13 protein-coding genes are annotated in these 14,027 nt (G+C 63.2%); 7 read left to right on the forward strand and 6 right to left on the reverse strand.

The window, feature by feature from the left end:
* Window positions 1-5 precede the first annotated feature (5 nt).
* From AC3EMP_RS28895 to AC3EMP_RS28905, 3 genes are read right to left on the reverse strand one after another with little or no spacing between them, the layout of a single operon-like run.
* A complete protein-coding gene (locus AC3EMP_RS28895) occupies window positions 6-1,007 on the reverse strand; it encodes a rhamnose ABC transporter substrate-binding protein (protein WP_031203833.1) in 1,002 nt (333 codons plus the stop codon).
* 46 nt (window positions 1,008-1,053) lie between these two features.
* A complete protein-coding gene (locus AC3EMP_RS28900) occupies window positions 1,054-2,043 on the reverse strand; it encodes an ABC transporter permease (RefSeq protein ID WP_023670040.1) in 990 nt (329 codons plus the stop codon).
* The gene (locus AC3EMP_RS28905; protein WP_352712010.1) at window positions 2,040-4,601 is read right to left on the reverse strand and encodes an ATP-binding cassette domain-containing protein; all 2,562 of its coding nucleotides are present in this window, start codon (window positions 4,599-4,601) and stop codon (window positions 2,040-2,042) included. The genes AC3EMP_RS28900 and AC3EMP_RS28905 overlap by 4 nt, the downstream gene beginning before the upstream one ends.
* Before the next feature lie 242 nt (window positions 4,602-4,843).
* Here AC3EMP_RS28905 and AC3EMP_RS28910 point away from each other — a divergent pair, with 242 nt between their 5' ends.
* From AC3EMP_RS28910 to AC3EMP_RS28940, 7 genes are all read left to right on the forward strand, one after another.
* Window positions 4,844-6,076 carry an ROK family transcriptional regulator gene (locus AC3EMP_RS28910; protein WP_023701572.1) on the forward strand — a complete coding sequence of 411 codons (1,233 nt, stop codon included), beginning with the start codon at window positions 4,844-4,846 and terminating at the stop codon, window positions 6,074-6,076.
* A 265-nt stretch (window positions 6,077-6,341) separates the two neighbouring features.
* Window positions 6,342-6,986 carry a 50S ribosomal protein L25/general stress protein Ctc gene (locus AC3EMP_RS28915; protein WP_352712008.1) on the forward strand — a complete coding sequence of 215 codons (645 nt, stop codon included), beginning with the start codon at window positions 6,342-6,344 and terminating at the stop codon, window positions 6,984-6,986.
* 21 nt (window positions 6,987-7,007) lie between these two features.
* Window positions 7,008-7,748 (forward strand): aminoacyl-tRNA hydrolase, encoded by a 741-nt coding sequence (pth, locus tag AC3EMP_RS28920; RefSeq protein ID WP_352712006.1) that lies wholly within the window; start codon window positions 7,008-7,010, stop codon window positions 7,746-7,748.
* A 95-nt stretch (window positions 7,749-7,843) separates the two neighbouring features.
* Window positions 7,844-8,947 carry a redox-regulated ATPase YchF gene (ychF, locus tag AC3EMP_RS28925; RefSeq protein ID WP_023701570.1) on the forward strand — a complete coding sequence of 368 codons (1,104 nt, stop codon included), beginning with the start codon at window positions 7,844-7,846 and terminating at the stop codon, window positions 8,945-8,947.
* A gap of 209 nt (window positions 8,948-9,156) precedes the next feature.
* Window positions 9,157-10,131 (forward strand): magnesium/cobalt transporter CorA, encoded by a 975-nt coding sequence (gene corA / locus AC3EMP_RS28930; RefSeq protein WP_023701569.1) that lies wholly within the window; start codon window positions 9,157-9,159, stop codon window positions 10,129-10,131.
* 78 nt (window positions 10,132-10,209) lie between these two features.
* The gene (locus tag AC3EMP_RS28935; protein ID WP_023670033.1) at window positions 10,210-10,671 is read left to right on the forward strand and encodes a MaoC family dehydratase; all 462 of its coding nucleotides are present in this window, start codon (window positions 10,210-10,212) and stop codon (window positions 10,669-10,671) included.
* The gene (locus AC3EMP_RS28940; RefSeq protein ID WP_023828124.1) at window positions 10,668-11,132 is read left to right on the forward strand and encodes a MaoC family dehydratase; all 465 of its coding nucleotides are present in this window, start codon (window positions 10,668-10,670) and stop codon (window positions 11,130-11,132) included. The genes AC3EMP_RS28935 and AC3EMP_RS28940 overlap by 4 nt, the downstream gene beginning before the upstream one ends.
* 116 nt (window positions 11,133-11,248) lie before the next feature.
* On the opposite strand, the gene AC3EMP_RS28945 is transcribed toward AC3EMP_RS28940, so the two are convergent.
* From AC3EMP_RS28945 to AC3EMP_RS28955, 3 genes are all read right to left on the reverse strand, one after another.
* On the reverse strand, window positions 11,249-11,794 hold the full coding sequence (locus AC3EMP_RS28945) for an adenine phosphoribosyltransferase (RefSeq protein WP_013529989.1): 546 nt from the start codon (window positions 11,792-11,794) through the stop codon (window positions 11,249-11,251).
* 9 nt (window positions 11,795-11,803) lie between these two features.
* Window positions 11,804-12,949, reverse strand: a complete 1,146-nt coding sequence (locus AC3EMP_RS28950; protein ID WP_023686136.1) for an alpha-hydroxy acid oxidase — start codon at window positions 12,947-12,949, stop codon at window positions 11,804-11,806.
* A 186-nt stretch (window positions 12,950-13,135) separates the two neighbouring features.
* Entirely contained in the window at window positions 13,136-14,008 is an 873-nt protein-coding gene (locus AC3EMP_RS28955; RefSeq protein WP_023670029.1) for a cytochrome c1, read from the reverse strand.
* Window positions 14,009-14,027 lie beyond the last annotated feature (19 nt).

Here is a 14,027-nt window from a genome sequence, read left to right on the forward strand (position 1 = left end):
GAGGCTTAGAACTTAAACTCGGCCAGGTTTTCCGGCGTCACGATCTTGGCCGGGCCAAGGATCAGTTCGCCGCTGGCCCCGATCGTGTATTCGCCGAGCCTGCCCGCCGTGAACTTCTCACCTTCCTTGCCGGTGATCTTGCACTGCGCCAGCGCCTGGGCCGCCTGATAGGTCAGGTAGCCGAGATCGGTGACATTCCACCAGATATCCTGGGCAGAGCCATCCTTGATGTATTTCGAAATCAAAGTGGCCGGCGCAAGGCCGGTCAGCTTGACCTTGCCGATCATGCCGGCTTCCTCGAGTGCGCGCGCGGCCGCCGGAAGGCCAATGCCTGCCGGCACGATGATCACCTTGAGATCCGGAAACGCCTGCACCAGCGCCAAGGCCTGCTGCTGGTTGACCTGCTCGCTCTCCTCGCCATAGGCGACCTGCACCAGTTTCATCTTGGCGTATTTCGGCTCTGCCGCCATCTTCGCCTTCATGAAGTCGATCCAGGCGTTCTGGTTGGTCGCCGTCGGCGTCGACGACAGGATGGCGAACTCGCCTTCGCCGCCGCTGAGGTTGAATGCGCTTTCCAGCATCATTTCGGCCAGACTGTCGCCCTTCACCTGGTTCACGAACACCGCGCGCGCATCGGCCGCGACGTCGGAATCGTACGAGATCACCCGGACGCCTTGCTGAACGGCGCGCTTCAGCGCAGGCGCAACCGCATTGGCGTCGTTGCCGGCGATAGCGATGACCCCGACCTTCTGCGACACAAGGCTGTTGATGAATTCGATCTGTGCCTCGGCCGTCGCTTGCGACGGGGCAACCTGGGTGGCGGTGCCGCCAATTTCCTTCGCAGCCTCCTCGGCGCCGCCGAAAGCCACCTTGAAGTAGGGATCGGTGTCGAGCTTGGGCAGGAAGCCGACGGTCACCGGTTCCTTGGCGCATTCCTGGCTGTAGGCCAGCGAGGCCGGCGCAAGCAGAACCGCGGATGCGAGCAGGGCTATTCTAAACGCTTTCATTGTGTCTCCTCCGTCAGAATTCGGGCTTGAAGAAAGGGGCCCGAGATCACCCCTTGGTTTCGCGCAGGACGCGCGATCTTGACAGCCGCTCCTCCAGGGAGCGCCAGTAATTGCCGACCAGCAGCGAGCCGATCAGAAGCAGGCCGATGATCATGCCTTGAGCGTCGCCGCCGATCTGGTTGAGCGCCAGCACATTTCGGATGATGGCGATCAACAGCAGCGCCAGCATGACCCCCGTGAGCCGCCCCTTACCACCGAAGACGCTGACGCCGCCGAGCAGCACGATGGTGATGACATCGAGCTCCATGCCGAGCGCATTGTTGGCGCGGGCGTTGGAGAGGCGCGCGGTATAGACGATGCCGGCGATGGCTGCGACCATGCCCGAAACGACGAACAGCTTCAGCACCATTTTGCGCGTATCGATGCCGGAATAACGCGCCACTTCGGGGCTGCCGCCGAGCGCATAGATGCGCTTGCCGGTCGGCGTCTTCTGCAGCACCACCGCGAAGATCGGCGCCAGCAGCAGGAACGGCACGATGGTCCACGGGATTTGTGTGCCCGGCAGATTGCTGATGCCGAAATCGACGACCGCCGGCGGCAATATGTTGACCGAACCGGTGCCGAGCAGGATGTAGCCAATGCCCCGATAGAGCGCCATGGTGCCGAGCGTCACCACCAGCGACTGCAGCCCCAGCCCTGAAACCAGATAGCCATTGAAGGCGCCGAGCAGGCCGCCGAAGACCAGCGTCAGCGGAATGGCCGCCAGCGTCGGCACGCCGCCCTGGACGAGCAGGCCAAACACCACGGATGTCAGCGCCAGCACCGAGGCGATCGACAGGTCGATCTCGCGGGTGATGATGAGCAGCGTCATCGGCAGGATCAGCAACGCCTTTTCCGAGGCGCTTGCGGCCAATTGCGAGAGGTTGAAGCCGGAGACGAAATTCGGCACGAAGACCGCCGCATAGATAAAGACGGCGAGGCAGGCGGTCGCCAGCAGCAGATCCCAGAAGTCGATCGAGCGGATAAACTTTCTCATCTCGCCCTCGCCTGTCTCGCCTGTTCGGCGCGCCGCACGATGAAGGTGTCGATGCCGATGGCAACCAGGATCACCAGGCCATAGACGCCCTGCAGCCAGAGCGGATCGACGCGCACCAGCGTCAGCCCGTTCTTGATGACCAAGAGCGTGAGCGCGCCAAGGATGATGCCGAGCAGCGTGCCCGAGCCGCCGCGGATGGCGACGCCGCCGACCACCGCAGAGGCGATCACCGTGAGTTCGAAGCCGAGCGCGACGCGGGCATCGATGGTGGCGTAGCGCGAAGCCCACAGGGCGCCGCACAGGCCGCCTAGCAGGCCGGCCATGCCGAAGGCCAGCAGGATGCGCCGGTCGACCGGAATGCCGATCAGCCTTGCGCCGTCCGGGTTGGAACCGGTGGCAAACAGCTCGCGCCCGGTTGCGGTGCGATAGAGCAGCACATAGCCGGCGCACAGGATGACAATAGCGATGATGACGATCAGCGGCACGCCTGCGATCTTCAGCCCGGTCATGTCGAGCCAGGCTTGCGTGACTTCGTCGGCGCTGACCTGGTCGCCCGCCGCCCAGATCGAGTTGAAACCGCGGAAGATCGACATCGAAGCCAGCGTAACGACGATGGCCGGGATCTTTCCCCTGGTAACGACAAGGCCGTTGAGCAGTCCGGCAAAGCCGCCGACCGCGCAGGCGGTGATCAGGCCGATGCCGATGTCCAATCCGGGATAGGCCTGAACCATGCTGGCCGCCATATAGGCGGAGAGGCCGATCACAGCTGCGATCGACAGGTCGATGTTGCGGGTGATCAGCACCAGCATCTGCGCCAGTGCGGCGACAATCAGCAAGGCCGCGTCCATCGACACAGCGGTGAGGTTCGCCGCGCTCACCATGCGCGGGTTGATGATGGTGACCGGAATGGCGACGGCGAGCATCGCCGCAAGCAGGCCGAATTCCCGCCGCTTCAGAAAATCGAACGGTCCTTTTGCCTTTTCCTCCTCGGCGGCGCGTTCTATCTGCGCTGCCTGGCCGGCACGTTCATCGGTCCTGGTCGCCGCTTCCAGTACCTTTTCCTGCGTGGCTTGCCCGCGCGAAAACTCAGCAGTCTGGCGGCCTTCGCGCAGCACGATAATGCGGTCGCACATGCCGATCAGCTCGGGCATCTCTGACGAGATCAGCAGGATCGCCATGCCTTGCGCGGCAAGGTCAGCGATCATTGCATGCACTTCCGCCTTGGTACCGACATCGATGCCTTGCGTCGGCTCGTCGAGGATGAGCACGCGCGGCTCGGTGCGCAGCCATTTGGCCAGCACCACCTTCTGCTGGTTGCCGCCGGATAACTCTTTCACCGGCTGCCCGTAGCCGGAAAAGCGCAGCTTCATGCGCTTCAGCCAGTCCGCCACCAGACCGATGGCGCGGTCGGTGCCGTAGAGACCGCGTTGTGCGGCCTTGTCGAGAACAGGTAGCACCGCATTGTCGAGGATGGAGAAATCCATCACCAGGCTCTGGCCCATGCGATCTTCCGACACATAGGCGATGCGCGCATCCATGGCGTCGCGCGCCGAGGCGAACTGCACGGGCTTGCCGTCGATCAGGATTTCGCCGGCGTCGGGCCGGTCGATACCGAACAGCACGCGCGCAATCTCGGTGCGTCCGCTGCCGACCAGGCCGCCAAGCCCCAGCACCTCGCCGGCGTGAAGCTTGAGGTCGATACCGGTAAAGCCGCCGGCGCGCGAAAGTCCCTTCCCCTCCAGCACCAGCGCGCCTGAGGCATGGCGCCGTTCGGGATAGAGGTCGGTGACTTCACGCCCGACCATCATGCTGATGGCGGCAGCACGGCCAAGCTCGGCCTTCGGCTTGACGCCGATCAGGCGCCCGTCGCGCAGCACCGCGATGCGGTCGGCGATGCGGAAGATCTCGTCCATACGGTGGCCGACGAACATCATCGCCACGCCGTGCAGCCTGAGATCGGCAACGACGGAAAACAGCCGCTCGACCTCGCGCTGCGACAGCGCCGCCGTCGGTTCGTCCATGATCAGCACGCGCGCATCCAGCGATAGCGCCCGGGCTATTTCGACCAGTTGCTGTTCTGAGGTACGCAGGGTTCCCAGCCGCGTTGCCGCCGGCACGTCGAGGCCGACGGTCGCCAGCACCTTGCGGGCGCCGGCCAGCATGGCGGCATTGTCGATGCCGCCAAAGCGGTCGCGCGGCATGTGGCCGAGATAGATGTTCTCCGCCACCGACAGATCGGGAAACAGGCCAGGATGCTGGTGCATGACCGCAATGCCGGCCGCCTGCGCGTCATGCGGCGAATGGAAGACGGCTGATTTGCCGTCAACCTCGACATGACCGCTGGTGGGAGAATGCACACCGGCCAGAAGCTTCACGCAGGTGCTCTTGCCGGCGCCGTTTTCGCCAAGCAGCGCCAGCACCTCGCCGGAGCGCAATTCGAAGGAGGCGTCCTTGAGCGCAATCGTGCCGCCGAAAGCCTTCGTCGCCTGAACCAGGGCAACAGGAACAGCCCGCACCACCGCAGCGTCGGCTTCGCTTTGTGTGCTCGAGTGCAGCACGTCTCCTCCCTGACTAGTTATTTTTTCAATTTGCTATATTAAATAGCGCAAAGGCGCAACGGCAAAATTGACTTCCATGGTTCCGACGCGCACTGTCGCCGCCAACATAGGCACCGCAGGGTGCGCTCGGCCGCAGGTGGTTTGCGGGCTTCGCGCCGGGAACGGGACATTTGGGGAGTGTGCGGGTTTTGTCAGGGAAAGGCAGCAATTCTGTCAAAGTTCGGCACTATAATGAGCGTTTCGTGCTCGACGCCATCCGTCGCCTCAAAGAAGCCTCCAAGTCCGATCTGGCGCGCGCGGCAAGCCTGACGCCGGCGGCCGTCGCTGCCATCGTCGACGGCCTGGAATCTTCCGGATTCGTAAAGCAAGTGGGAAAAAGGTTCGGGCAGCGCGGTTCGCCCTCCACGCTTTACCGGCTGACGCCGGAGCGCATCTACAGCGTCGGCATCAAGATCGGCCGGCGTGCGCTTGAAGCCGTTCTGGTCGACTTCGCCGGTGAAATCCGCGCAAGAGAGTCGCACGAATACCGCTTCCCCGATCCTGATTTGGTGCTGAAGGCCGGCAACATGGCGCTGGCCACCTTCGAAAAGCTGGTGGATGGGCTTGGCGATGCCAGCATCGTCGGCGTCGGCATTGCCTCACCCTATTTCCTCGGCGGCTGGAGCGAGGAACTCGGCTTTCCCGACGATCTCGGCAGCCGCTGGGAGGCGATCGACCTGACGACATGCTTTGCCACGCCGGCGAAGACGCCGGTGTTCGTGGAAAACGACGCCACGTCGGCGGCGCTGGCCGAACTTGTCCAGGGCGCCGGCGCCCGCTTTCGCGATTTCATGCACATCTCGATCGACACTTTTGTCGGCGGCGGCCTGGTGCAAGGCGGCAGGGTCCATACCGGGCCGCATGGCAACAGCGCTGCCCTCGGACCCTTGCCGGTCTCGCCCTCAAGCCTCGATTCGGTGGCGGCGAAGCCTGCGCGCTACCAGAGCCTGCTGCATCGCGCCTCGATCTATGTGCTGGTCAATCACCTGAGGTCGCGCGGCGTGGTGATCAATCGTGTGCGGGAACTCGATCCGTTGCCAGCCGAAGCGCGCGTGCCGCTGTTCGAATGGATCGACGATTGTGCGAGCGCGCTGGTCGAGGCGATCATCGCCATCACCTCCATCATCGACATCGAGGCCATCGTTCTCGACTCGATCCTGCCCAGGCCGATCCATCTCGAACTGCTGGCAAGGGTGCAGACCCAGTTCAACCAGGCCAGCGCAATCGGCATCGTGGCGCCGGAGATCGTGTCGGGGCAATTCGGCCCTGAGGCCTCCTCGATCGGCGCTGCCATGCTTCCGTTCTCGGCGCTGCTGGCGCCCGACAGCGGCGTGCTCATGATCGGCAAGGACCGGACGAAACTGCTGAGCGCTCTGTCCACGCTGGGTGGCGCCAAGGGAAACGGATCAAATCCGCCCACCGACCTGCCGGCCTGAGCGCAATGCGGCGCGCCCAACGCAGGCATCGGCCGCCCTTGCCCGCCATGGCTTGCACGCCTGCCCGCCTTCCGCTATAGAGCCGCCACCCGCGTAGACACCCTTGGAGGCAACGCGGCGGAAGGCTGCCTTCCCTTGTGATCCCGAACAAAGCTCCGCGTATGCGGTTTCTGGCATTCGGACATCCAGGCCTGGCGGCTTTCGACGTTTACGGTCCAGGCACACTGCCACCGCAAACGCTCCATAAAACGCGAAAGGAAATGCCATGAGCCACGATACTTACGAGCTCAAGGCCGAAGCGCGCGAACAGGTCGGTAAGGGGTCCGCCCGTGCAGTTCGCCGCAACGGTAAAGTGCCTGCAGTTATCTACGGCGACAGACAGCCTCCCCTGGCGATTGCGCTGAACTACAAGGACGTCTTCTACAAAATCCATGGCGGCGGGTTTTTGACCACGATCGCCACGATCGATGTCGACGGCAAGAAAATCCAGGTTCTGCCCAAGGATTTCCAGCTCGACCCGGTCAAGGATTTCCCGGTCCATGTCGACTTCCTGCGCATCGGCAAGGACACCGAGGTCAACGTCGACGTGCCCGTCCACTTCATCAATGAAGACAAGTCGCCCGGCATCAAACGCGGCGGCGTGCTCAACATCGTGCGTCACGAAGTCGAGTTCCACTGCCCGGCCAATGCGATCCCGGAATTCATCACCGTCGATCTCACCGGCGCCGACATTGGCGATTCGATCCACATCTCGGCGGTTAGCTTGCCGGCCGGCGTCAAGCCGGTGATCTCCGATCGCGATTTCACCATCGCGACCATTGCCGGCTCCTCGGCGATGAAGCCGGAGACGGAAGAGACGGCGGAAGCGGCAGCCCCCGAAGCGGCGGCTCCTGCTGCCGAAGAGAAGTAATTTTCGGGCCCGGAGTTCACGATGCTTGTCTTTGCAGGCCTCGGCAATCCGGGCGCGAAATACGCTGATAACCGGCACAATGTCGGCTTCATGGCGGCGGACGCAATTGCCCGCCGCCATTCGTTTTCGCCCTGGTCGAAGAAGTTCCAGGGCCTGATCGCCGAAGGCACGATTGCCGGCGAAAAGATTCTTCTGATCAAGCCGCAGACCTTCATGAACCTGTCGGGACAGCCGGTCGGCGAAGCCCTGCGCTTCTACAAGCTCGGCCCCGAGGCGCTGACCGTCTTTTACGACGAGATCGACCTGCCGGCCGGCAAATTGCGGGTTAAGGTCGGCGGTGGCGCCAGCGGACACAACGGCATCCGTTCGCTCGACCAGCATGTCGGCAAGAACTTTCGCCGCGTGCGCATCGGCGTCGGCCATCCCGGCGTCCGGGAAATGGTGCAGTCCCATGTGCTCGGCGATTTCGCCAAGGCCGACCGCGAATGGCTGGACGTGCTGCTCGACACCATCGCCGACGATGCCGGGCTGCTGGCCAAGGGCGACGACAGTTCTTTCATGAACCGGGTGACGCTGGCCTTGCGCGACAAACTAACGCCAACCGGCGACGACGACCGGCCGCCGCCAAAGGCGCCGAAGGCTGAGGGCCCGAAAGCTCAAAGCCACATCCGCCAGGCACGGCCACAGCAGGCGCCGGCCAAGCTGCCGGAAAGCGGCCCGATGGCCGCCATGCTGAAGAAACTGTTCGGCAAGAAGGACTGAGCGTCGACAGGATCGGGACCGCGGGGCTTGACGTTGCTCACTCCTATCGCCCATAGCCCTCATCAAATTTCTAGTTTCCCGATAGGACCGGACACATGGGTTTCAAATGCGGCATCGTTGGCTTGCCCAACGTCGGCAAGTCGACGCTTTTCAACGCGTTGACCAGGACGGCGGCGGCGCAGGCCGCCAACTATCCGTTCTGCACCATCGAACCGAACACCGGCGAGGTGGCGGTGCCTGATCCGCGGCTGCAGAAGATCGCCGCAATCGCCAAGTCTAAGGAGATCATCCCGACCCGCATCTCCTTCGTCGACATCGCCGGCCTGGTGCGCGGCGCCTCCAAGGGCGAAGGGCTGGGCAACCAGTTCCTCGCCAACATCCGTGAGGTCGACGCCATCGTGCATGTGCTGCGCTGTTTCGAGGATGACGACATCACCCATGTCGAGGGCAAAATCGACCCTGTCGCCGACGCCGATACGGTCGAGACCGAGCTGATGCTCGCCGACCTCGACAGCCTCGAGCGCCGCATCGTGCAGATCCGCAAGCGCGCCGGCAGCAAGGACAAGGAAGCAACCACCGTGCTGCCGATGATGGAGGCAGCACTCGAGCTCCTCCAGGCCGGCAAGCCGACCCGCATCCTGCTCAACGGCATTTCAGCGGAAGACCTGCGCATCCTGCAGGGACTGAACCTCTTGACCTCGCACCCCGTGCTCTATGTATGCAACGTCGCCGAAGCCGACGCCGCCACCGGCAACGAGCACACCAAAGCCGTGGAAAAGATGGCGACCGCGCAAGGCGCCGGCACCGTGGTGATCTCGGCCGCGATCGAGGCCGAAGTCGCCCAGCTCTCCGACGAGGAAGAGATGGAGTTCCTGTCCTCGCTCGGCCTCGACGAGCCTGGCCTCAACAAGGTCATCCGCGCCGGCTACGATCTGTTGCATCTCATCACCTATTTCACCGCCGGGCCGAAGGAGACGCGCGCCTGGACGATCCACAAGGGCGACAAGGCCCCGCAGGCGGCCGGCGTCATCCACACCGATTTCGAGCGCGGCTTCATCCGCGCCCAGACCATCGCCTACAACGACTACATCACGCTAGGCGGCGAAGTGGCGGCCAAGGAAGCCGGCAAGGCGCGCGACGAAGGCAAGGAATATGTGGTCCAGGATGGCGATGTCCTGCTGTTCAAGTTCAACACCTGAGACGCCGAGGCTCTCGCGGCTCGCGCGCTGACGGCGGCCGATCACGGCTTCGTCAAGTGGAGGAGCCGGCATGCCGCTTCGCTTGACTGCCCTTGGCACCGGGTCTATGGCCGTTTGCATGCGACTTGGCCGTCCCCGTGGGAACGGCGGCGCGTGCAAGACCCATCGCTATTAAACGAAACCTTGGGCTCAACCAACGGAGACCGGCGATGATCAAGGCCTTCGTCGTCGACAATGATCGCCTGCGCCTCGCCGACGATCTCGTGGCCAATGGCGATCAGGTCGTCTGGGCCGACCTTCTCAACCCGACCAAGGAAGAAGAAACAACGATCGAGACCTGGCTCGGCGTTGCCATCCCGACGCGCGAGGAGATGGAGGAGATCGAGATTTCGAGCCGCCTCTACATCGAGGACGGCGCCTACTTCATGACCGCCACCTTGCCGGCGCAGACCGAAATCGATGATCCCTTGATGTCACCGGTTACCTTTGTGCTTGCCGGCCCGAGACTGGTCACCATCCGCTATCATGAGCCGAAGGCGTTCAAGACCTTCCCCCTGCGCGCCGAGAAGGTGGCGACAGGCTGCACCACCGGCAACACCATCCTGATCGGCCTGCTGGAGGCGATCGTCGATCGCCTAGCCGATATTCTCGAACGCGCCGGCCGTGACATCGAGACGATCTCGCGCGACATCTTCGAGGCGCGGTCGACCAAGGTGAACAAGCGCAATCGCGATTTCCAGGAACTGCTCAAGGCCATAGGCCGCAAGGAAGACATTGCCTCCTCGATCCGCGACAGCCTGATCTCGCTGCAGCGCCTCACCGGCTTCCTTGCCCACGTCGCGACCCAGATCAAGATGAGCAAGGACGTCCGCGCCCGCATCAAGACAGTATCGCGCGACGTGCTGTCGCTCGCCGACCATGCCACCTTCCTGTCGCAGAAGATCTCGTTCCTGCTCGACGCGACGCTCGGCATGATCTCGATCGAGCAGAACGCCATCATCAAGATCTTCTCGGTCGCCGCCGTCATCTTCCTGCCGCCGACGCTGGTGGCTTCGATCTACGGCATGAATTTCGACGTCATCCCGGAGCTGAAATGGGAGCTCGGCTATCCCTTCGCCATCGGCCTGATGATCCTGTCGGCGATCCTGCCGTTCTGGTATTTCCGCCGCCGCGGCTGGTTGTAGGCCCAATAGAATTCGCTTGACCAAACGCCGCCCGGACGGCATCCGGATGCCCGGTGATCGTACAACCGGATTGAGATCATGACCGCAAAAAGCTGGGCCTACGAGGATTTCACCGAGGGCGCATCGATCGACCTCGGCGCCAAGCAGGTGAGTGCGGCCGAAATCATCGAATTCGCCACCGAATTCGACCCGCAGCCGATGCATCTCGACGAAGCCGCCGGCAAGGCCAGCATCCTTGGCGGCTTGGCCGCCTCCGGCTGGCACACCTGCGCGATCTTCATGCGCATGCTGTGCGACGCCTTCCTGCTCGACTCGACCGCGCAAGGCGCGCCCGGCATCGACCAGGTCAAATGGAAGAAGCCGGTGCTGGCCGGCGACACACTGGCCGGCAGCACCAGCGTGCTTGCCAGGCGCCTGTCGAAATCCAGGCCTCAGCTCGGCCTCGTCACCTTGCGCAGCGAACTGTTCAACCAGCGCGGTGAAAGCGTCTTCGAACTTGAGAACACTGTCATGTTCTTGACCCGCGAGGCCGGCGCATGAGCCTCGACGCGTTCTTCCGCATCGGCGATACCATCAACCTCGGTTCGCACACATTCGAAACCGAGGCGATCAAGGCGTTCGCCTGCAAATACGATCCACAGGTCTTTCATGTCGACGAGGAGGCCGCAAAGAAAAGCGTGTTCGGCCGCCTCTGCGCCTCAGGCTGGCACACCGCGGCCACCTGGATGAAGCTCAATCTCAAAAATCCTATGGACGCTTCTCAATGGACCGGACCCGGCCCGGTACCAGAATTCGGCCCCTCCCCCGGCTTCAGGAACCTGAAATGGCCAAAGCCGGTCTATGCCGGAGAAACCGTCACCTTCATGCGCACGGCCCTGTCCCACCGCCCGCTCGCCACCCGCCCCGGCTGGCGGCTGCTCGCGCTGCGCTCGGAAGGATTCGATTCTACGGGCGACAAGGTGCTGGAGTTCGACAGCGCGGTGCTGGTGAAGGCTGGGTAGGGGGTAGGTTTTAGGCAGTAGGGATTAGGCAGCAGTGGGTGCTGCTCCTTGCACGGAATGCGGAGCTTCCCTCCCTACTCCCTACTCCCTACTCCCTACTCCCTACTCCCTACTCCCTAATGCCCCTCAAACCCGATCAACGTCCGCACCGGCACGCCCAGCGCTTCGAGCTTCGCCCGTCCGCCGAGATCCGGCAGGTCGATGACGAAGCACGCGGCAAGAATATCGGCGCCGATCTGCCTCAGCAGCTTGACCGCCGCCTCCGCCGTGCCGCCGGTCGCGATCAGGTCGTCAACCAGGATCACCTTCTCGCCCGGCGCAACGCCGTCCTTGTGCATCTCCATCTCGTCCAGCCCGTATTCCAGGCTGTAGGCGACGCGTACCGTCTCGTAAGGCAGCTTGCCCTTCTTGCGGATCGGCACGAAACCGGCCGAAAGCTGGTGCGCGACCGCACCGCCGAGGATGAAGCCGCGTGCCTCAATGCCGGCGATCTTGTCGATCTTCTGCCCGGCATAGGGATGCACCAGCTCGTCGATGGCCCGGCGGAAGGCGCGCGCATTGCCGAGCAAAGTGGTGATGTCGCGAAACAGGATGCCGGGCTTGGGGTAGTCCGGAATGGTGCGGATCGCGGCGAGCAGCGTGTCTTCGAGCGAGGATTTCATGGGTCGAGATTACCTGAAACGGAGGTTGTTGCGCGACAATTGTTCGATCGAACTGCAGCCCATCAGCTTCATGCCGCGCTCGATCTCGATCCGCATCTGCTCCAGCGCCCGCTCGACGCCCGGCTGTCCGGCCGCCGCCAGGGGGAACAGATAATAGCGGCCGACGCCAACAGCCTTGGCGCCGAGCGACAGCGCCTTCAGCACATGGGTGCCGCGCTGCACGCCGCCATCCATGATGATGTCTATTCTGTCGCCGACGGCATCGACGATCTCGGCCAGTTGGTCGAACGCCGCCCGCGAGCCGTCCAGCTGCCGGCCGCCGTGGTTGGACAGCACAATGCCGCTGCAGCCGATCTCGACGGCGCGCTTGGCATCCTCCACCGACATGACGCCCTTGAGACAGAACGGACCTCCCCACAGTCTGACCATCTCGGCAACATCGTCCCAGGTCATCGACGGATCGAGCATCTCGGTGAAGTAGCGGCTGATCGACATCGTGCCGCCGCCCATGTCGACATGCTCGTCGAGCTGCGGCAGCTTGAACCCCTCATGGGTGAAATAGTTGATCGCCCAGCCCGGCTTCAGCGCGAACTGCAGCATGCCGGCAAGGTTGAGCTTGAAGGGGATGGCAAAGCCGGTGCGCTTGTCGCGCTCGCGGTTGCCTCCGGTGATGCTGTCGACGGTCAGCATCATCACTTCGACTCCAACCGCTTTCGCCCGCTGCATCATCGCCCGGTTGAGGCCGCGATCCCGGTGGAAATAGAACTGGTAGACCTGCGGGCTGCTGCTGATCTTGCGCGCTTCCTCAAGACTGACAGTGCCGAGCGAGGACACGCCGAACATCGTGCCGAATTTGGCCGAAGCCTTGGCCACCGCGCGCTCGCCTTGATGATGGAACAGCCGCTGCAAGGCGGTCGGCGAGCAATAGACGGGCATGGCCAGCTTCTGGCCCATCACCGTCACCGACATGTCGATCTCGCTTACCCCGCGCAGCACGTTGGGAACGAGGTCGCAGCGCTCGAAGCTCTCGGTGTTGCGGCGGTAGGTGACCTCGTCGTCGGCCGCGCCATCGATGTAGTTGAAGATTGGCCCCGGCAACCGCTGCTGGGCCATGCGCCGGAAATCGGAAAAGTTGTGACAGTCGCGTAGCCGCATCATCGATCCCAAATGCCCCTTTAGCCGGCGATCCGCCGGGCGCGCGTGCAATACCAATCGCATGGCGCCGTGCCAACGGACTTCTTACTGGACGGCTGCTGCGCCAAGATGCGAACCATGCCCGGTTTGGCAAGCAAAAAGGGCGTCCGAAGACGCCCTTTCCATTTCCGAGGAATAAGATGCGGCTTAGTGCGCCACGCCTTCCCACACCTTGCGCTTGGTCAGATACATCAGCGCGCCGAACAGAAGCAGAAACACCAGAACGCGGAAGCCGGTCTTCTTGCGGTCTTCCATATGCGGCTCGGCCGCCCACATCAGGAACGCCGAGACGTCGCGCGAATACTGGTCGATCGTCTGCGGCGAACCGTCATCGTAGGTGACCTGGCCGTCGGAGAGCGGCTTGGGCATCTTCAGCGACACGCCGGACATGAAGTATGGATTGTAGTGGGTGCCTTCGGGGATCACCATGCCGGCAGGTGGCGTCTCGTCGTAGCCGGTCAGCAGCGAATGGATGTAGTCCGGGCCGCCCTGCGCATATTGCGTGAAGATGTCGAAGACGAAGCGCGGGAAGCCGCGCTCGACGCCGCGCGCCTTGGCCAGCAGCGACATATCCGGTGGGGCAGCGCCGCCGTTGGAAGCGGCAGCCGCCTCCTCATTGGCGAACGGCGCCGGGAAATGGTCGGACGGCTTGCCCGGGCGGTCGAACATGTCGCCGGCATCGTTGGGTCCATCATGGATGGTGTACTCAGCCGACAGCGACTTGATCTGCGCTTCCGAATAGCCGAGGTCCTCTAGCGTGCGGAACGCCACCAAATTCATCGAGTGGCAGGCCGAGCAGACTTCCTTGTAGACCTTCAAGCCACGCTGCAGCTGCGCCTTGTCGTAGGTGCCGAACGGACCGGCAAAAGTCCAGTCCATCTCCTTCGGCTCGTGGATCGGGAAATGCGTCGGTGCCGCCGCGTTGTGCGCCTCTTCAGCGGCGATCGCCACACTGCCGACGGCTCCGATGCCAGCGGCAAACACGCCTAGCAGGGCGAGCGAGGTGAGAATCTTTTTCATGCCAAATCCCCTTAGATTC

This window comes from Mesorhizobium sp. P160219 (assembly GCF_057786095.1).